This is a genomic window from Nitrosopumilus sp. S6, from assembly GCF_054515815.1.
This window is the reverse complement of the sequence record NZ_JBTNRI010000008.1, coordinates 12,518-31,006: the sequence shown is the minus strand read 5'-3', so window position 1 is coordinate 31,006 and position 18,489 is coordinate 12,518. Positions and strand designations below refer to the sequence as shown.

Annotated in this window: 21 protein-coding genes; 12 read left to right on the top strand and 9 right to left on the bottom strand. The window is 34.8% G+C overall.

The window, feature by feature from the left end; all coding sequences use genetic code 11:
- Window positions 1-888, bottom strand: coding sequence for a heme o synthase (locus ACX12B_RS06595; protein WP_459353242.1), 888 nt, complete (start codon window positions 886-888; stop codon window positions 1-3).
- Between the two features lie 98 nt (window positions 889-986).
- Between ACX12B_RS06595 and ACX12B_RS06590 the strand changes: the two genes are divergently transcribed.
- Both ACX12B_RS06590 and ACX12B_RS06585 read left to right on the top strand, forming a co-directional pair.
- Complete coding sequence (locus tag ACX12B_RS06590; RefSeq protein ID WP_459353241.1) at window positions 987-2,078, top strand: cupredoxin domain-containing protein; 1,092 nt, start codon at window positions 987-989, stop codon at window positions 2,076-2,078.
- 2 nt (window positions 2,079-2,080) lie between these two features.
- Complete coding sequence (locus ACX12B_RS06585) at window positions 2,081-2,473, top strand: M67 family metallopeptidase (protein WP_459353240.1); 393 nt, start codon at window positions 2,081-2,083, stop codon at window positions 2,471-2,473.
- Here the strand turns inward: ACX12B_RS06585 and ACX12B_RS06580 are convergent.
- Window positions 2,470-2,853, bottom strand: coding sequence for a cyclophilin-like fold protein (locus tag ACX12B_RS06580; protein ID WP_459353239.1), 384 nt, complete (start codon window positions 2,851-2,853; stop codon window positions 2,470-2,472). The genes ACX12B_RS06585 and ACX12B_RS06580 overlap by 4 nt on opposite strands.
- Before the next feature lie 49 nt (window positions 2,854-2,902).
- Between ACX12B_RS06580 and ACX12B_RS06575 the strand changes: the two genes are divergently transcribed.
- On the top strand, window positions 2,903-3,160 hold the full coding sequence (locus ACX12B_RS06575; protein WP_459353238.1) for a DUF2024 family protein: 258 nt from the start codon (window positions 2,903-2,905) through the stop codon (window positions 3,158-3,160).
- A 57-nt stretch (window positions 3,161-3,217) separates the two neighbouring features.
- A complete protein-coding gene (locus tag ACX12B_RS06570; protein ID WP_459353237.1) occupies window positions 3,218-3,403 on the top strand; it encodes a hypothetical protein in 186 nt (61 codons plus the stop codon).
- Here the strand turns inward: ACX12B_RS06570 and ACX12B_RS06565 are convergent.
- From ACX12B_RS06565 to ACX12B_RS06550, 4 genes are all read right to left on the bottom strand, one after another.
- A complete protein-coding gene (locus ACX12B_RS06565; protein WP_459353236.1) occupies window positions 3,400-5,439 on the bottom strand; it encodes a sodium-translocating pyrophosphatase in 2,040 nt (679 codons plus the stop codon). The genes ACX12B_RS06570 and ACX12B_RS06565 overlap by 4 nt on opposite strands.
- A 35-nt stretch (window positions 5,440-5,474) precedes the next feature.
- On the bottom strand, window positions 5,475-5,852 hold the full coding sequence (locus tag ACX12B_RS06560) for a hypothetical protein (RefSeq protein ID WP_459353235.1): 378 nt from the start codon (window positions 5,850-5,852) through the stop codon (window positions 5,475-5,477).
- A gap of 152 nt (window positions 5,853-6,004) precedes the next feature.
- Window positions 6,005-6,469 (bottom strand): GTP-dependent dephospho-CoA kinase family protein, encoded by a 465-nt coding sequence (locus ACX12B_RS06555; protein ID WP_459353234.1) that lies wholly within the window; start codon window positions 6,467-6,469, stop codon window positions 6,005-6,007.
- A gap of 41 nt (window positions 6,470-6,510) precedes the next feature.
- Window positions 6,511-7,623, bottom strand: coding sequence for an Mrp/NBP35 family ATP-binding protein (locus tag ACX12B_RS06550; RefSeq protein ID WP_459353233.1), 1,113 nt, complete (start codon window positions 7,621-7,623; stop codon window positions 6,511-6,513).
- Between the two features lie 148 nt (window positions 7,624-7,771).
- On the opposite strand from ACX12B_RS06550, the gene ACX12B_RS06545 reads away from it, so the two are divergent.
- From ACX12B_RS06545 to nadC, 3 genes are read left to right on the top strand one after another with little or no spacing between them, the layout of a single operon-like run.
- Window positions 7,772-8,368, top strand: coding sequence for a DNA-directed RNA polymerase (locus ACX12B_RS06545; RefSeq protein WP_459353232.1), 597 nt, complete (start codon window positions 7,772-7,774; stop codon window positions 8,366-8,368).
- Between the two features lies 1 nt (window position 8,369).
- A complete protein-coding gene (gene spt4 / locus ACX12B_RS06540; protein WP_012215619.1) occupies window positions 8,370-8,558 on the top strand; it encodes a transcription elongation factor subunit Spt4 in 189 nt (62 codons plus the stop codon).
- Between the two features lie 40 nt (window positions 8,559-8,598).
- Window positions 8,599-9,417 (top strand): carboxylating nicotinate-nucleotide diphosphorylase, encoded by an 819-nt coding sequence (nadC, locus tag ACX12B_RS06535; RefSeq protein ID WP_459353231.1) that lies wholly within the window; start codon window positions 8,599-8,601, stop codon window positions 9,415-9,417.
- On the opposite strand, the gene ACX12B_RS06530 is transcribed toward nadC, so the two are convergent.
- The 3 genes from ACX12B_RS06530 to ACX12B_RS06520 form a co-directional block, all read right to left on the bottom strand.
- A complete protein-coding gene (locus tag ACX12B_RS06530) occupies window positions 9,414-9,815 on the bottom strand; it encodes a tetratricopeptide repeat protein (protein ID WP_459353230.1) in 402 nt (133 codons plus the stop codon). The two genes, nadC and ACX12B_RS06530, sit on opposite strands and share 4 nt — an antisense overlap.
- 4 nt (window positions 9,816-9,819) lie before the next feature.
- A complete protein-coding gene (nadA, locus tag ACX12B_RS06525) occupies window positions 9,820-10,776 on the bottom strand; it encodes a quinolinate synthase NadA (RefSeq protein ID WP_459353229.1) in 957 nt (318 codons plus the stop codon).
- Between the two features lie 93 nt (window positions 10,777-10,869).
- A complete protein-coding gene (locus tag ACX12B_RS06520) occupies window positions 10,870-11,688 on the bottom strand; it encodes an aspartate dehydrogenase (RefSeq protein WP_459353228.1) in 819 nt (272 codons plus the stop codon).
- 221 nt (window positions 11,689-11,909) lie between these two features.
- Between ACX12B_RS06520 and ACX12B_RS06515 the strand changes: the two genes are divergently transcribed.
- The 5 genes from ACX12B_RS06515 (at window position 11,910) to ACX12B_RS06495 (ending at window position 18,487) form a co-directional block, all read left to right on the top strand.
- Complete coding sequence (locus tag ACX12B_RS06515; protein ID WP_459353227.1) at window positions 11,910-12,842, top strand: hypothetical protein; 933 nt, start codon at window positions 11,910-11,912, stop codon at window positions 12,840-12,842.
- 110 nt (window positions 12,843-12,952) lie between these two features.
- The gene (locus tag ACX12B_RS06510; protein WP_459353290.1) at window positions 12,953-13,744 is read left to right on the top strand and encodes a DNA double-strand break repair nuclease NurA; all 792 of its coding nucleotides are present in this window, start codon (window positions 12,953-12,955) and stop codon (window positions 13,742-13,744) included.
- Window positions 13,741-15,273 (top strand): helicase HerA domain-containing protein, encoded by a 1,533-nt coding sequence (locus ACX12B_RS06505; RefSeq protein ID WP_459353226.1) that lies wholly within the window; start codon window positions 13,741-13,743, stop codon window positions 15,271-15,273. Before ACX12B_RS06510 ends, ACX12B_RS06505 begins: the two co-directional genes overlap by 4 nt.
- Entirely contained in the window at window positions 15,273-16,415 is a 1,143-nt protein-coding gene (locus ACX12B_RS06500; protein WP_459353225.1) for a metallophosphoesterase, read from the top strand. The genes ACX12B_RS06505 and ACX12B_RS06500 overlap by 1 nt, the downstream gene beginning before the upstream one ends.
- On the top strand, window positions 16,412-18,487 hold the full coding sequence (locus ACX12B_RS06495; protein WP_459353224.1) for an AAA family ATPase: 2,076 nt from the start codon (window positions 16,412-16,414) through the stop codon (window positions 18,485-18,487). The genes ACX12B_RS06500 and ACX12B_RS06495 overlap by 4 nt, the downstream gene beginning before the upstream one ends.
- Window positions 18,488-18,489 lie beyond the last annotated feature (2 nt).

The following is an 18,489-nucleotide window of genomic DNA, read 5'->3' as shown; positions in this document are numbered from 1 at the left end:
CTAAAACAAAGGAATGTGGAATGCTGCATCTAATGCAACAGCTACAAAAATTATTGTAAGATAAGGAGCAGTAACTTTGTATGCTTTCCAAGCAAATTCAGACGTTGGAGTCTTTGTAAGTTTGTAGTGATATGCCAACATTAATCCACCAGATACAGCTGCAATTACAGTATATACAACTCCCATTCCATCTGGAATAAAGGAAAGTATCAAAGAGTAAGGAATTAAAATTATTGTATTTCCTAAAATATACTTTGAAGTTTTTTGCATTCCAATAACAACAGGCAACATTGGAACTTCAGCTTGTGCATATTCATCTTTAATTTTCATTGCAAGACACCAAAAGTGCGAAGGTGTCCAGACAAAAACAAGGAATCCAACTAAGAATCCTAAGAGATCCATGCTTCCTGTAGCTGCAGACCAACCAGCCCATGCAGCTGCACTACCTGCAATACCGCCAATTACAATATTTGAGGTGTTTAGGCGTTTGAGCCAAGCAGTGTAAATTATAACATAAGAGAAAATTCCTACTGCAATAAAGAATGCAGAAACTGCATTTAATGCAAAAAATCCGTAAATTACAGAGACACAACTAACAGCTAGACCATAAATCAAAACATTAGATGCTGCCATTCGTCCTGAGGGAATAGGCCTCTTGCTTGTTCGCTCCATTTTTGGATCAATGTCTCTGTCATAGTAGTGATTCAGAGCACTAGATCCAGCTGATGCCAATGCACCTGCAATAATGATGTGGAGATATGACCAATAATCTAGTTCAGGAGTACCTGGAACTAGTTTACTTGCAGCATACATAGATGTAACTGCTGTAATTACCAGAAGAACAACTATCCGCGGTTTGGATATCTCCATTATTTCATTAAATCCCAATCTCACTCTATCCTAGTCCAAAGCCATTTAATTTCTTCGTCCACTGATCCGTACCATTTCAAAAGGAATAAGTATCTCAGTCCTACCAGCTACGTTAAATGAGTAATTGGGACCTCATGATGCCAGGAATGGGACTCACAGCCATAGGATTGGCAGGAGTTGTCATATCATATGCTGAGATAGCACACACATTCATTGATGGAATGCATGCATTGACTGGTCTTACTATGTTCATAGGACTAATTTTCTTAGCAACAGGCATCTTAGATGGAGGGGTTTCAACTAGCAATAGAGCAAAGGCAACAGTTTTGGTAATTGCCTCCATTTCCTTAGGATTTGGAATGTATGCATTTACGATGAATACTTCGGCTTATACTGTTACAATAGCTGGAATCTTGTTGGCAATAGCGTTTCCTGCAATCATCATAGCATATCTTGCAATGAAGCACCCACAATATTTGAAACCAGTAGGTTCCATAGTTGGAATGGCATCAGCTGCAGGAATTATTGCATGGGTTGCATTTGGATTTGTTAGTCCAGACCAATATATGATTCCACAAGTAGAAGTAGAAGAACCAAGTGTTGAAGAGATTGCACCAACAGGACCAGTATTTACAATTGAAATTCTTGAGGGCTCAGCTGAAGAAGGAAATCCAGATTATGGACCAGATGCAGCAGTTGTTCAACAAGGGCATGTTGTAGAATGGATAAATGTAGATTCTGTTGCACACACTGCAACTAGTTCTGCAGACTTTGGAGAAACATTTGACACAGGACTATTAGGAGCAGGAGAATCATTTACACTTGATACAACTAATTTGGAAATTGGTGAATACGAATACTTTTGTATTGTACATCCTTGGATGGTTGCAACATTAACAATTGAGGGTGCAAAAGAGCCAATCAAAGTAGTAATGCCAGAAGGAGCAGCACTTCCAGAAGAAGGTCAAATTTATTATGATCCTGAAGTAATCACAGTATCTGTAGGAGATACCATTCTATGGGATAATGCAGATAACACAGTACACACTGTAACATCAGGTATACCACCTGCAGATGCAACAGGAGTATTTGATTCTGAGATGATGATGGCAGGAGATAGTTTTGAATTTACATTTACAGAAGCAGGAACTTTTGATTATTACTGTACATTCCATCCATGGATGGTCGGAACTGTTAACGTAGAATAGATTTGCAGAAAATTATCTTAACAAGTTCAGATAAAAAAATTCTAACAGAGCATGCTGAAAGTGAAAGACCAAATGAATCATGTGCAATATTATTTGGTAAAGCAGGTGTTGTTTCAGAAGTATTTTTGACAAAAAATATTGAAGAATCACCAGTAAACTTTACCATTTCAAATGACCAACTTATTGAAGGATACAAGATTGCAGAAGAGAAAGGAGTAGATGTCATAGGTATTTTTCACTCACATCCAAATTCTGAGGCATATCCATCAAATACAGATAAAAAATTCATGCAAAGTAATCCTGTTGTATGGATAATTTACTCAGGAGTAAACAAGGATTTTAAAGCATACATACTAGAATCAGAAATTAAAGAAATTATAATTGAAGAAAATTAAGCCTTCCGAAATGTGGCCTGTGTTCCATCAGCCATTTCAAGAATTGACTTGTCTGGAGATATCACTTTACCAAGAATGTTTACAGGAGAGGCAGGTGTTATTTCCCCGGGTTTGCCAATTGGAGTAGACCCATAAAATAAACAGATAGCTTTACCTGTTGGCCAGTAAGCAACATCATTTAGTTCTACAGGAGATTTTGCATTTTCTTCAGGTTGATTGATTGGAGACTTTGAAGAATAGATTTCATCACCCCAAACATTAAGATCCACAGTAAAGGGTAGTTTTTCAATAAACTCATTTACAGTTTTTGGAGAATGAGAGTCATCTAATTCTAATATTATTTTTTTAGAATCAACATCAACATGGATTTCATATTTCATGCTCTAGAATATCATTTTGAATTAAATATGCCTTTTTTTGATTAAAATTATGGAAATTCACGTATACGACACTTATGTCAAAGCAGCAGATGGTCATACCATGCACTTTGATGTAATTACTGGTGAAAAAGATCACGATAAAGCCATTGCATATGGTAAAGAGTGGTTAAAATCCATTGGAGAAGAAAATGCAACAATGACTCAAAATGAATGTCAGTTTTGCCACTCCCAAGGAGCACCAGAGCCTGTTGAACAGGCAATTAAGGAAAACGGCTACTTTATCCAAAAAATGGAAGGCTGTCCTTAAACATTTTTTCCTTTTTCTATAAGACACATTTTTTAGATTAACAACATACTTGCTTGTATGGATGAACAAAAATATTCAAAGTGGACAGTAGAAGGAGATAAGAAAACAAGATGGATTTGTGGTTGTTTTCAAACTGCAGATAATTACTTCAAATTCTGTGATGCACACAATAAAACTTTGAAAAAAGCAATTCAAGCTCAGATTGATGAATTAGATATGACTTTGATTGTTGATGAAAATTAAAGTGCAATAATTGCAACAAATGCAGACACGAATACAATTGCAATTGTGTTTAAGAGTTTGATTACAGTGTTAAGTGCAGGACCTGCTGTATCTTTGTAAGGATCACCAATGATGTCACCAACAACTGCTACTTTGTGAACTTCAGAGCCTTTTTCACCTTTCATTTCAACTAATTTCTTTGCATTATCCCATGCACCACCAGTGTTTGCCAAGTGGTATGCAAGTAGGATTCCAGTAACTACAGAACCCATAAGTAATCCAGCTACTGCAGTTGGACCTAGTAAAACACCCAAAATTATTGGAGAAATGATTGCAACGATTGCAGGTTTCCAAAGTTCTCGGATAGAAGCAACAGTTGCAATATCTACACATTTAGCATAATCAGGTTTTGATTCACCAGTAAGAATTCCTGGATCTGATTTGAATTGTCTTCTTACCTCGTCTACCATCTTTCCAGCAGCACGAGATACACCGTTAATTAGTTGGCCAGTAATGATAAATGGAATCAATCCACCAATCAAAAGACCAACAATAATTGCAGGATTTGTTAAACTATAATCTAAATCTAAAACACCCTCAAAGACATGAGCAGCCTCAAATTGGAATGCTTGAATCATAGCCAATGCAGCTAGTGCAGCACTTGCAATTGCAAATCCCTTTGTAACTGCTTTAGTAGTATTACCAACTGCATCAATCTCATCTGTAACTTTACGATTTTCTTCACCCATTCCAGTCATCTCAACAATACCACCGGCATTATCGGCAATTGGACCAAATGCATCAATACTTAGAACAATTCCTGCAAGACTTAGCATTGCCATTGCAGTTAAGGCAGTTCCAAATATTCCATACAATACTGGGTCTGCACCTTCAGGAGCTGCAGCAGCAGCAATACTGTATGAGATGATAATTGCAACAACTAGTGCAATCATGAATGGTCCTGTTGATTGCATTCCTTTGATAATTCCCATTAATGTTAATGATGCATATCCCCACTTTGCAGAATCTGCAATTTCGTTTACTGGTCCATGTTTGTAGCTAGTGTATTGGTCTGTGATTTTTTGAATCACAGGTACTAAAATAACACCAATTACTGTTGTTCCAAACAAAGCAATTCCTGCAGAAGACTGTTCAATGAATTGTGTGATAAATACATAGTTTAATGCAATTGCAATTCCAGCTGAAACATAAAACGAACGATTAAGGGGTTTCATTACATCAGTCACACCTTTAGAGCCAACAATGACAACACCAATAATTGATGCAATCATTCCAGAGGAACCAATAAGGATTGGATAAAGGAAATAGTTTGGTGCGCCAATTAATGCTGCAATTAGTAATGCTGCTAAAATTGTAACAATATAAGATTCATAAACATCAGAACCCATTCCTGCTGCATCTCCAACGTTATCTCCTACGTTGTCTGCAATAGTTGCAGGGTTTCTAGGATCATCTTCAGGGATGTTTGCTTCAACTTTTCCTACCAAGTCTGCACCCATGTCTGCAGCCTTTGTGAATATACCGCCACCAATTCTGATGAATAATGCAATTAGACTTGCACCAATTCCCACACCAGCAATTGTGATTGGGTCAGGAAATATAACATACAGACCAGCGATTGCCATTAATGCCATTGCAGGTACTGCAAGACCAACAGTTGCTCCGCCTCTAAAGGCCATAGCAAATGTCTTTCCAAGTCCATCGCTGCTAAGATGTGCAGCTCTTACTGCTGCTTTTACTGTAATTTTTAATGAAATAATTCCTGCAACAGCTGATAATGCTGCACCAACTGCAAATGCAAGACCATTTGATGGAGTAAGAAATGCTCCAATAATCACAGTTAATGCAATTGCAACAGGAATGATAATTTTCATCTCTCTTTTTAGAAATGCTGCAGCGCCAACTTTGACTGCATTTGAGATATCCATCATCTCTTGTGTTCCAGAAGGTTGCTTTGAAATCCAAGCAACTAATCCGCCGGCAACTAAAAATGATGCAATTCCTGCGATAAATGGCAGAATCTCAGCGATTTCCATGTTATACTCGCTTGCCTATTTCTGGGAAATATAAATCAAATAGCGGAAACTTTGCTTCTTTTCCTATATGGCAAAAAGGATTTGCCACGCAAGCCCTGTCTCACTAGATTGTTGAATCTTTTTCCATGTGCAAGATATGGAAATCGCATATGGATCAATTCATGAACAATTGTATTTTCAAGAGTCTTTTCATCAGGGATTTTTCTTACATTTATGAAAACTAGATTGTGTTGAAGATAGGACACCCCATAATACTTGTAAGCAGATGTACGTCTTCCTTCAGTCATCTCCTTTGGAGCATCTAGAACTTCTTTTGTAGTTAATAGAATTGTGGGTTCAGAAATGGAGAATCTGTTAGAGTAAATTCCAACTTTTTCTAAAATTTGTAATTTGAGTTCAGGATCAAGTTTCACATTATCCAATCATGTAATCTGTGTTTATCTTGGAATGTCAATTGTTGTAAGAAATTTGGTTGATTTTCATTCTTCAAAATTATGAATTAATAGGGTCAGAGGTTTTAGTAGTGTAATCACGAGTCATACAGCCACCGTCTCATCATACCCCGTTATTCCATTAAATCAAGTAGACTTTGTGCTTTATTTCTAATTTCGGAAGTAATTTTGACTATCACTAGTCCTTCATTTGGTTGACCATACAATACAACAGAATTTTCAGGTGCATGAATACAAACGGGCAATACCAAAAGGTCTTCTTCGCCAGTTACAAGAATCCGTATTGGAGATTCCATCAAAAATGCCTTTTTGATTAAATCAATACTTTGAGAGGTGATTTCGGCAGGAGGATTATCAACAGTTATCTCAGTGGCATTTGCAAGTTTTGGCGGTTCTCTTTTTTCTCTTTTTTCTATACCATCTACAATTTGCAATGACGGAATTAAATCAAAACTAATCATCTTTTCAGTGGTTCTATCACCAACTGTAATTATGTAGGAATTTTGTTCAATGTGTTTGAGAATAGTTTCCTTATCAGTCTGACTTTCAGGTAAAAGAACACCTAAAGGAATTTTCATTTGCTCTCTTAGAGAATTAGGTAACTTCACAAAAATCGATTCTAGTTGGTACTTGCCTCTGGAGCAGATTCTTCATTAGAGCCTTCAGACTCCATCTCTTCTTGAAGTTTTGCTGCAAGAATACTACATTGTGCTGCAATATTTTTAGCAGCAATTCTAATTGCATCTGCACTTGGAGAATCAGGATTTGTAATCATGATTGGTTTTCCTAAATCAGAGCCAGACATGATTCCAGAGTTTAATGGAATTTCACCTAAGAAAGGCATGTTAAACTGTTCACTAATTTTCTTTGCACCACCATCACCAAAGATGTAATGTTTTTCATCACAATTAGGACAAATAAAGTGACTCATGTTTTCAACAACACCAATAATTGGAACATTTAGTTTTTCAAACATTCCAATTGCTTTTACTGCAACATTACTTGCAACATCTTGAGGAGTTGTAACAACTAGAATTCCAGTAATTGGAATTGTTTGTGCAAGAGTTAATGGGATATCACCAGTTCCCGGAGGAAGATCTACAATAAGATAATCCAAGTCAGACCAGTTTGTATCAACTAGAAACTGTTTAAGAATACCAGATATGATTGGGCCACGGTAAATTGCTGCTTGATGTGCTTGTTCAGCAAAGAAACCAAATGAAACAACTTTGAGACCGTTTGATTCTGCTGGTTGAAGTTTGTTGTCTTCAACTTCCATAAATCCATCTTTCATTCCAAGCATCAAAGGAATACTTGGTCCGTAGATATCAGCATCCAGTAATCCAACTTTTGCACCTGTTTGTTGTAGTGCTAAAGCTAAATTCAGAGATACGGTTGATTTTCCTACACCACCTTTTCCACTTGCAACACCAATAATGTTTTTGACGGTAGCCATTCCAGTGTCTGCATCAAGTGAACGTCCTTCCATAACTTTTGCAGTTACATTCATGTCAAAGTTTTTCAATTCAGTGAGTTCACCGATTGCTTTTCTTACATCATCTTCAATTTCGACGTTGAAAGGACATGCAGGAGTAGTTAATTCTAAGGTAAATTTCAAATTGCCATCATTAAGTTCCAAGTCTTTGATCATTCCCATTGATACAATGTCTTTTTTCAAGTCAGGATCAATTACAGTACTAAGTTTTTCAAGAACTTGATCTATGCCAACCATTGCGTCAAAAAACCCGTCTACATTATTTAAACATAAGTCGGAGGCAAAAAGAAATTATCATTATTTTGGAAAATTAGCAAAATCTTTGGAAAAATGTGCTCAAATTACCCAAAGATTCATAAATTGAAATTCAAGAAAAACAGCACAGTTGTTTTCTATATCTACCCTAGTTGATGTTGTCAGGATTCCTCCAAGCTTGTTTGGAACCACACTCAAAAAGGCAGCAGTAAACATCCTCAAAGAAAAGTACGAGAGTATGATTAATGCAGATTTAGGTTATATCATTATGATTTTAGATGCCAAAGTAGACGAGATGGGAAAGATGATTGCCGGAGATGGCGGAACATTCCATAGAGTTCAATTTGAAGCATTAACATTTTATCCAAAATTACAAGAAATTGTACAAGGTGAAATTGTAGACATTACAGACTTTGGTGCATTTGTAAGAATTGGTCCTACTGATGCATTACTTCACTTGTCACAAGTAATGGATGATTACCTAAAGAGTGATGTAAAATCTGGAATGATTTTAGCTAATCAAAGTGGAAGAACACTAAAAGTTGGTTCTACACTTCGTGCAAGAATTACCGCAGTATCATTAGGTAAAGCAGCTGCAATGGGAAAAATTGGAATCACATGCAGACAACCATTCCTTGGTGCAGATGAATGGATTGCAGAAGAAATTAAGAAATCTTCTGGTGGTGCAGAAGAACCAGCAAAAGAAGCTAAAGTAGAGGCAAGTTAAGATGGCACGAGAAATGGCATGCAGAAAATGCAAGTATGTAACAGTTGGAAAAGTTTGTCCAGTATGCAAATCATCAGATTTAACACCAGATTGGAGTGGAGTAGTTCTAGTAGTAGATCCAACAAACTCTGAGATTTCAAAAACACTTGGCATTACTCAAAAAGGCAAGTATGCAATCAAAGTAACATAAAATTTCTAAATCTTTAAAATCAAACTCACGTTTTATCATAATGTTGGCATTTAATTCTAAAAAGCAGTTATTACAATTCCTAGCTGAAGATATCGGTAAAGGAGACATTACAAGTGCTTTACTACCAAAAAAAAGAATCACAGTTAGAATAATTTCAAGAGAACCAGCAATCGTGGGAGGAGTTGAATATGCAAAACAAATTTTCAAAATTAAAGGATGTAATGCAAAAATTTTGAGAAAAGATGGCTCAAAAGTGAGGCCAAATCAAGTAGTGATGAGCATATCAGGTGATGCAAGAAAGATTCTAACATGTGAGAGAACAGCACTGAATCTTTTAACAAGAATGAGCGGTATTGCAACTCAAACAAACAAACTTGTAAAGAAAATTCCAAAAAATACAAAACTCTACGCTACAAGAAAAACTGCACCGGGATTACGATACTTTGACAAAGAAGCAGTTGAAATCGGAGGAGGCAAAAAACACAGATTACGACTAGACGAAATGGTTATGATTAAAGACAATCACATTGCAGTAGAAAGTTCACTAGAATCATTAATAAAAAAAGCAAAAAAGAAACACAAAAAATTTGAAGTTGAAGTTGAAAATACTGCAGATGCCGTTCTTGCTGCAAAAGAAGGTGCAACAATAATCATGCTAGATAACTTTACTCCAAATCAGATTAAAAAAACAATTACAGTTCTAAAAAATCAAAAATTACGAAACAAAGTTTTACTTGAAGCATCAGGGGGAATCAATTCCAAAAACATTTCCAAATACGGACAAACAGGAGTAGATATCATATCAGTTGGAAGTATTACAAATTCTGTCAAAGGAATTGACATGAGTTTAGAGGTTTAGGATTCTAATTCTTCTAAGAGTTGTTTTACTGATTTATTTTTTGGATCAACTTCTTTTATTTTAATACAGCATTGAATGGCACGTTTGTTCTCACCTAATTTTTGATGAGCATATGCTTTTAGTAACAATGCATCAACATCATACTCTCCAATTTCAAGGGATTTATCAAGATAGGAGATTGCAGTCTTGTACATGTTTTGCACATAGTAAATACTCCCTACCATAAACAGAGTATCTTGATGGTTTGGAAGCTTTCTAAGCAGATTCAAGCCTACCTTGAGGGCTTCTGCATATTTTTTGTCTTTGAGTAATTTTTTAAATTCCTTGAATTTTTTTTGATTCTCTTTTAGATTAGGATCCTTAGGAGACCTACTGAATAATCCAACCAAAACAGTCACACAATTAGCTTATTGCAAGCATTCTATCAATTGCCAAACGTGCCTTGTCTGCAATTTCTTTTGGAACAGTTACAATGTTTTTCTCATTTACAAGTGCATCATAGACTTTTTCAAGGGTGATCATCTTCATGTATTGACATTCAGCTTTTTCTGAAGCAGGAATGAATTTTTTATCAGGATTTTGTTGTCTCATTCTGTATAAAATTCCAGTCTCAGTTGCAACAACAAAGTTTTTAGCTTTTGACTCTTTTACATGATTTAGCATTCCTTCAGTTGAAAGAATTGAGACCTTTTGATTATCAAAGCTTCCATCAGCAACATCATACATCATTGGAGTAGTACAGCTACATTCGGGATGAATAACAAATTCTGCATCTTTCATCGAATCTAGTTTTTGTGTAACATCTTCAGGAGTGATTCCTGCATGGACATGACATTCACCTGCCCATATGTGCATGTTTTTTCTACCAGTCATTTTTGCAACATAAGATCCTAAGAACATGTCTGGCAAAAACAAAATTTCTTTATCTTCCGGAATTGCTTTAACAACATTTACAGCATTTGATGATGTACAACAATAATCAAGTTCTGCTTTGATTTCTGCAGTTGTGTTAACATATCCAACTGCAATTGCATCTGGGTGTTGTTTCTTCCAATTTCGTAATTCATCAACAGTGATTGAATCAGATAGTGAACATCCTGCTTCCAAATCAGGCAAAAGTACCTTTTTGTGGGGACTGATAATTGCTGCAGTTTCAGCCATAAAGTTCACACCGCAGAAAAGAATTGTCTTTTGAGGAACTTTGGCTGCTTGCCTTGATAATCCTAAAGAGTCACCTGTAAAATCTGCAACGTCTTGAACATCGGGAATTTGATAATTGTGAGCAAGAATGACTACGTCTTTTTCTTTTTTGAGACGTGCAATCTCTTCTTTGAGGTTAGGGGTTTGTTGTACGAGCATAAACCACAGAAAATTTGAGTGGTAGGGATTTAAAGAATGGGATCTCGCCTAGAATTTTCACATATGTGGATAATATTGGCAATTATTGCCATGTTATGTGCCAATTTGAATATCATCTGAACAATATTTTTTCAGAGTTTCAATTGCAGATAAAATTGCCAATCTACTTGTCTTGGGATTATTTGCATCAGGGATATTTTCTATTGTAAACGTCATCTTTCCGAACTTGCCTGCAGCTACAATATGATGGGTGTTCTTGTCAGTGTCAGGATCAGCAATAATTTTGACACCAGTTTTTTCACTACCAATTCCAGCCAACGATAAAAGAGCTGCAACATTGATGTTTGCAGGAAACAGTGTGACAGCTTCTCTTGCAATTCCATCATAAATTACAGTAGAGGAAGTAATTTCATCTAAATTAATTTCTGAAGTTTCAAAAAACTTTGCACCCTTTAGTGAACGTGGGTGTTTTGTTGTTGTAATAGATATAGATTCTAATTCATCTTTGATTGATTTTAGTCCATCTAGTCCTGCAATAGCTCCTGATGGCAGATAAATTGTTTTTTTAAAGTCTTTACATGCATCAGATAAAATATCGTAAATTGACTCATCAAGTAATGCACCAACACTCATGATCATCAAGTCTTTTTTATTTTGTAAGACACTTAGTGCAACATCTTTTACTGCATCTTGAGATGCAGCCTCCACAACAATATCTATTGGTTGAGAAGATAGAAGATGTGAATTTTCAACAATCTCAGGTTTATTTTGTAATTTTTGAACAAGAGTAGAAGAAGCGTCTTTTGATTCATCATATACATGAGTTAGAGTTGCTGGAAAATTTTCAGAGTCTATTGCTAATGCGATTTGTGTTCCAATTGAACCACATCCAAGAAGTGCTATTCGTTTCAAACAGAATATCTAGAAAACATCACTTAATTAATCTAAAATAATGAGGCATTATTTGTCACATTATTATTAGAACATAGCAAAAACATCTACCGTGCAGGCTTAATTTAAAAAAATTCTCAGATATAATCAGGAGTTGTATTTTTGTCATTGATTTTCAATATTGAAATTAAAGAGAATGATTTATCATCAAATTATTTATGCAAATAAACTCAAAAAAAAATATGAAAAAATTTCAAATTTTAATAATTTTTACAATATTTCTTGTAGTTATTATTCAGCCAGCATTTGGGGATTTAGAATCACCAAGAAAACAAATCAAGTTAGGAACAACACCTGAAAAAATTACTTGTGATGAGGGACTAGTTTTAATGTTAAAGATATCAGGTATGCCTGCTTGTGTAAAGCCAACAACTGCTGAAAGATTAGAAGAAAGGGGATGGAAACAAATTATTCATAAATTTGAGAAAGCTGAAAAAGAGATTGAGACTGTACCTGCATCCCAAAATTCAATAGTGAATTTTTACATTTCAGATGACGATTTGAATACTAGTCATAGTGGTATTGACGTAATTAGTACAGAAGGTCTTTTTGAGTTCACAGTTAACGGAGTACCAATTCAAGGACCAAAAACAATGATTGAAACAGGGCCAGACACAGGGAAATTTTATCTAAAATTAGATTTACCAGATACAACCCAGCAAGACGATATTGTGTTGATTAGATATCTAGATCAAACAGATTCTGCTGGAGAAAAAAGAGTTTTAACAAAATCAATTACATTAACCAAAACGTTTGCTAAAGTTGAGACATACGGAGGCGGTTCTAGAATAGGTCATGAGTTTACATTGAGAGTCTATGAACCAGATGCAAACAAAGATTCAAAAGATGAAGACAAGATTCCGCTTAGTTCATTTGAATATAGAGGGGATGGAGGAATTAGAACCACTTTGGCCAATCCAAGATTTGATGCAAACTCTTGGGCATTAATTGAAACTGGGCCAAATACAAGTACATTTGAAGTAAAGATCAAAATTCCAAGAGAATTAGATGGTCAAACAATTCACATTGGAGACAAGTATGAAATTAGATACATTGACAAAAGTACACCTTCAGGAACTGAAGAAAAAGTAATTTTCAAAGGAAGAATTGGATAAATGGATCAGTTTTGTCAAGGTTCAGTATAACCTAAAGATTTTATTCAAACCAACGAACTATTGTTGTGCTCAATACTGTATACAAGGATGCCATCATCAATAGAGACAAGATGTTATCAATTCTAAAGGGCCCAAAATTTGAACAAATAATACAAAAGGCAAGGGAAAATTGGGTGGAATTTACGCCTGTAAAAGAGGAAGTTGTTACTGCAGGTATTGATTCAAGTTTCAACAATACAAAATTCCAGGGAATTGAACTTTGGGCAACTACGGCAGTATCCATCAAAGCAGATGGAGAAGTACTAGTTGATTTACATGATTCAGGATTAGGCTCAGATACTGATCTTTCACGAATTGCAAGTAAGATGGAGATTGATGCTTGTGAGAAAACAGTGGATCAAGTAGATCTGGTATTAATGGACGGTTCCTTGCATTCTCAATTTATGACAAGACAATCAACTCTGGATGCACAAGTAGTAAGAGCAATGAAAAAAAGAGACAATGTAATCTTCATTGCAAAAACATCTAACACAAAAAAACAATTTGAAAAACTAGGCTCTCTTGCAGGAGATATTTTTTACTATAATCACGTTACAAATAATCCAGGATTCAGTAAATTGTTTGTAGAGAAAAAATATGGTTCAGACAAAGTAATATCATCTACATTTGCTAGACTTAGTGACTCTACACCCATAATAAAATTGGAATTTCTAGGAGAACAACATGATGAAAATGATATAAAATCAGTTTTGAATAAATTATACAAAACAAGTATCGGAGGATACCCATATGCACTAAAGCTTGCACACAATAACTGTAAAATATCTGATAAAGAACTTGCAAAAATGGTTAGTTTGTTAGGTCTGAGTAATGAGATTGGTTCACGCGAGGTATTAGGTTGAGTTTAGGATTTGTAATTGGTGAATCAAAACCAACATTTGTAACTGCAATCACATCAAGAGCATTATCTGTTGGAGAATATATCAAAATTGGTTCTGATGAAGGCAAAATTTTAGGACTGGTAGAAAAATCATCAGTGACAAGTGCAGCATTTGCAGATGTTAGAAACTTTGATGAAGCCGCTGAAAGTACAGAGATTGCAGAATTAAACAAAAGAGACAAGACGTTTATTGCACATATTGGAATTTTGGGATTTTTAGATAATCTGAGAAAGGGACAGTCAATCATTCCTGCAATTCCACCAATTCCAGGCACAGAAATCACTCAACCAAGTAAACAAGACCTTGAAGATATATTCAGTCCTAAAAATGAAGGATGGGTAAAAATCGGAAACCTTTTGAGAAACAAGACAATCGATGTCAAAGTAAATTTAGATAAAATTGTCTCAAGACATTTAGGAATTTTAGCAATGACAGGTATGGGGAAAAGTAATCTTGTATCACTAGTTACAAAACAAATTTCAAAACTAAAAGGAACAGTAATAATTTTTGATTATCACAATGACTACACTACACTAAACATTCCAAGAATTAATGTAATTGATGCAAAAATTAATCCAAGACTATTAGATGCAGATCAACTTTCAGAAGTTTTAGAGATTAGAGACGGTGCAAATGTTCAGCAAAGAGTTTTGAGAATGGCATTTACAAAACATGTCAAAGAATCAAAAGAATTTTGGAGTAAGTTAGAAAATGAGGTAGAGTTTATTGTAAATTCAGAGGATAAAAAACTAAAAGAAATCAGGACATCAGCATACAGAGTTCAAGACATCATAGATGAAGCCCAAAGAAGATTTGAAGATATTTTGGATCCTGACATGGGAGACCCAATTAGTTTTATCAAAGAGGGGCGTACTAATATCCTCAATATTTCAGAGCTATCTGAAAAACAAGCAAATGTTGCAGTGGCATTTTACTTGCAACAACTTCTCAAAGATAGAAAAGATGCAAGTATTGCAAGACATGGTAAAAGTAAAAGAGAAAGAAATTATAGATTCAATTCCCCAATTTTTGTAATTATTGAAGAAGCACACGTATTCATTCCAAAAGATCATGATACAAGTGCAAAATATTGGGCAGCAAAAATTGCCAGAGAAGGAAGAAAGTTTGGATTGGGTTTAGGAGTAGTATCTCAGCGACCTCGAAGTGTGGACCTAAATGTTCTCAGCCAAATGGGTTCATTTGCAATTATGAAAATAATTCAAGAAGATGATCAACGCCAAATAGCCTCAGCAACAGAGTCAACTAGCCGTGAATTGATTGCTCAATTGACCTCACTGAATGTAGGTGATGCAGTACTGGTTGGACAATGGACAAACTTGCCATCATTAGTTCATGTAGAAGAGGTAAAAGAGAAGATTATGGGAGCAGACCAAAGTGCAGTTAATGCATGGGCTAATGCAGAAAAAATGAAAGAAGTGGCAGTTGAATCAACGCAAGGACTAGTTCAAAAAGATTTGTTGTTAGACTAATGCAGTTTTCACATATTTCAGATACTCATTTAGGACTAGTACAATATGGTTCAGAAGAACGTGAACAAGATGTTTATGATGTGTTTAATCAATCAATTGACACATCAATTAAAGATCATGTTGATTTTGTAATTTTTGCAGGAGATATTTTTCATGTTCCTAATCCAAACGGTACTGCAATTGTACAAATGGCAAATGGATTAAAAAGATTAAAACAAAATAACATAGATTCATTTTTTATTTTAGGAGAACACGATATTAGTAGGATTAGAACAACTCCAATTCCTTATGTGTATCATAATTTAGAATTCTCAAAATATATTGGTCAAGGAAAACCAATTGAATACAAAGGAGTTCTTCTTGCAGGATTTGACAAGATAAGAAAAACAGAGATTCCACAATATGAAGAAAAATTTGCAGAGGTAGACAAAGTTGCACAAAATTTTTCAGGACACAGGATTTTAGTTTTACATCAAGGAGTAACAGAATTTAACAAATTTGCAGGAGAGTTACAGTCAACTGATCTTCCAAAAAATTTTACATACTATGCAATGGGGCATCTTCACGACACAGATATCAAAAAATTCAATCATCTAAACGGACCAATCGTATATCCGGGTTCAATTGAATTAACAACAAGTGAAGGAATTAAAGAAACAAAGAAAGGATTTTTCCAAGTAGACATTTCAGGACAAGAAGCAAAACCAAACTGGATTGAGCTTGATACAAGACCACAATTCTCATTTAAAACAGATTATCTGAAATTATCAAATACCATTGATGAGATTTCTGAGAAAATTACAGGTTTTTCAAAAAAACCCATAGTTGAAGTTAATATTCAAGGAGAAAACATAGAGACAGACCACATTCAGGCACAAATTGCAAGGCTAAATTCAATGGTCTTGAGATGTTTTTGGAGAATCAGTACAAAGCAAATTTCTGATTCTTCAGTATTTCTTGACAGACCAAATATCATTGATGATGAAATGTATAGACTATCAGTTGACGCACTAGGCTCAGAACAAGCTGCTAATCTTGCAGTCAAAGAACTTCTTCCAGTTTTAGCATCAGGGCAGATTCAAGAAGCATCACAGATAATCATTGAAAATTTTGAGAAATTCAAAAAGGAGAAAAAACAATGATCAGTACAATTGAGATAGGTGATTTTTTAGCGCATTCAGATACAAGATTAGAGTTTGATAATGGTGTAACTGTTTTTGTAGGACACAACGGTGCAGGAAAATCAAGCATTATTGATGCAATTACATTTGCATTGTTTGGACAGCATACAAGAAAGTCTAACAAAGGTCTTATCAAACGAGGCTCAAACCAGGGATATTCCAAAGTCAATTTTTCTGTAAATGGAAAGTCCTTTGAGGCTGTAAGGAAAATTGATAGTAAAGGAACCCTCTCAGCAAAGTTTACTGAAATCATTGGAGATGAAAAAATAGAAATCGCTGCAGGTGAACGAAAGCAATTCGGAGAATCAATGACACATGAAGTTGAAAAAGCAATTGGTCTTGACTTTGAAAAACTAAAAGTGGCATCAATTGTACAACAAGGAGAGTTAAATGCAATAATTAATGCAAAGCCAAAAGAATTCAAAGAATTACTAAATGCAATTATAGGAATTGACAAGTTGGATGTAGCTTCTGAATCAATGAAAATAGTTAACAAAGAATTTCGTGAAAATATCAGAAATAAAGTAGGATATGATGATACACATATTGAAATTTTATCAAGAGAATTAGAAAGATACCAAAGTGAAATCAAAGAATCAGAACCTCAAAAAATACAATTAGAAACTAAACAAAGGCAACTACAAAATGAAGTTGATGAGTTAAGGAAAAAAGTAGAAACAGATGCACCAAAAATTGACAAACTCAGTCAATTGGAATCCAGGAAAAAAGAACTAGTAGCATATGCAAAAGAGGCAATTCATGAAATTCAGCAAGAAATAAGTGAAAATGAGCGTAAAATACGGGATTGTGAGGGATGTTTTGAGCATGCAAGTCTGAAAGATGATTTAGAATCTAAAATTCAAAAAGTAGAGCAGGCAGTAGAAGACACATTAAAGAAGATACAAGAGATGAAAAGTCAGATAGCATCTCTTAGAGAAAAACAACTGCTTGCAGAAAAACTTCAACTAAAAGATAACAAATGCCCTGTTTGTGATTCAGATGTAGAAAAATTAAATCCATTATTCCAAGAAGAACATCTAAAACAAGAACTAAAGTCACTACAAGAACAAATAATTTTAAAAGAAAAAGAACATGAAATGTACAACCAAAAAAGAAAAGAGTTCTCAGAAAAACTGCAATTTGCAAGAGATGCAGAAGCAACGCTCAGAGCACATTCAATTTCTTCAAAAGAACAATTAGACAAAATTCAAGAAGAGGTACAAACAAAAAAAGATAACATACAAAGAATTCCCTCAAGTACTAATCTAGTTGAGATATCGCAAATTGATTCACATGCAAGAACAATTTTTGAAAGTATTTCAAAACTAGAATCAGAAACAAGTGGATTTAATGAACAAGAATTTTTGAATTTAAAAAAGAACGTCAATGAAAAACAGATGGAATTATCAAGAATTGATCAACAGATAGGAGCAATTTTAGAAAAAATCTCAAAAGGGGTTGAACAAATTAAAATTTTTGAAAATGCAATTTCAGAACTAAGTATTGTAAAAGAGTATGTTACAAATCTTGATGATATTCAAAATAATGTGTTTAGTAGAGATGGTCCGGTTGCCACAAGTTTAAGATCATGGGCATTAAATGCAATTTCAGCAAAGGCATCAGAGTATCTTGCGTTGCTCAATACCAAAATTCAGAGAATCCAACTCACTGAAAAAGCCAGAGATATTTCAATAATTTGTAATTCAAAGAGTGAAGAACTAGATTTAGAATCACTTAGTGGTGGAGAAAAGGTCAGTGTGGCATTATCCTTGAGGCTAGGAATGGCAAGTCTTCTAGGGGCCTCAAATCTCAACTTGATGATCCTAGATGAGCCAACAACTCACCTTGATGCAGAAAGAAAAAAGTCATTGGTAGGTGTATTATCCCAATTATCAAACATTTCAAATTCTGAAACACCAATGCAGTTTATCATAATTACACATGATGCAGAAATTTTTGAAGATTCAACAGTAGAGCAGATTTACAAATTTGAATCATCTGAACAAGGTAGTAAAGTCGTATTACTAAACTAAGG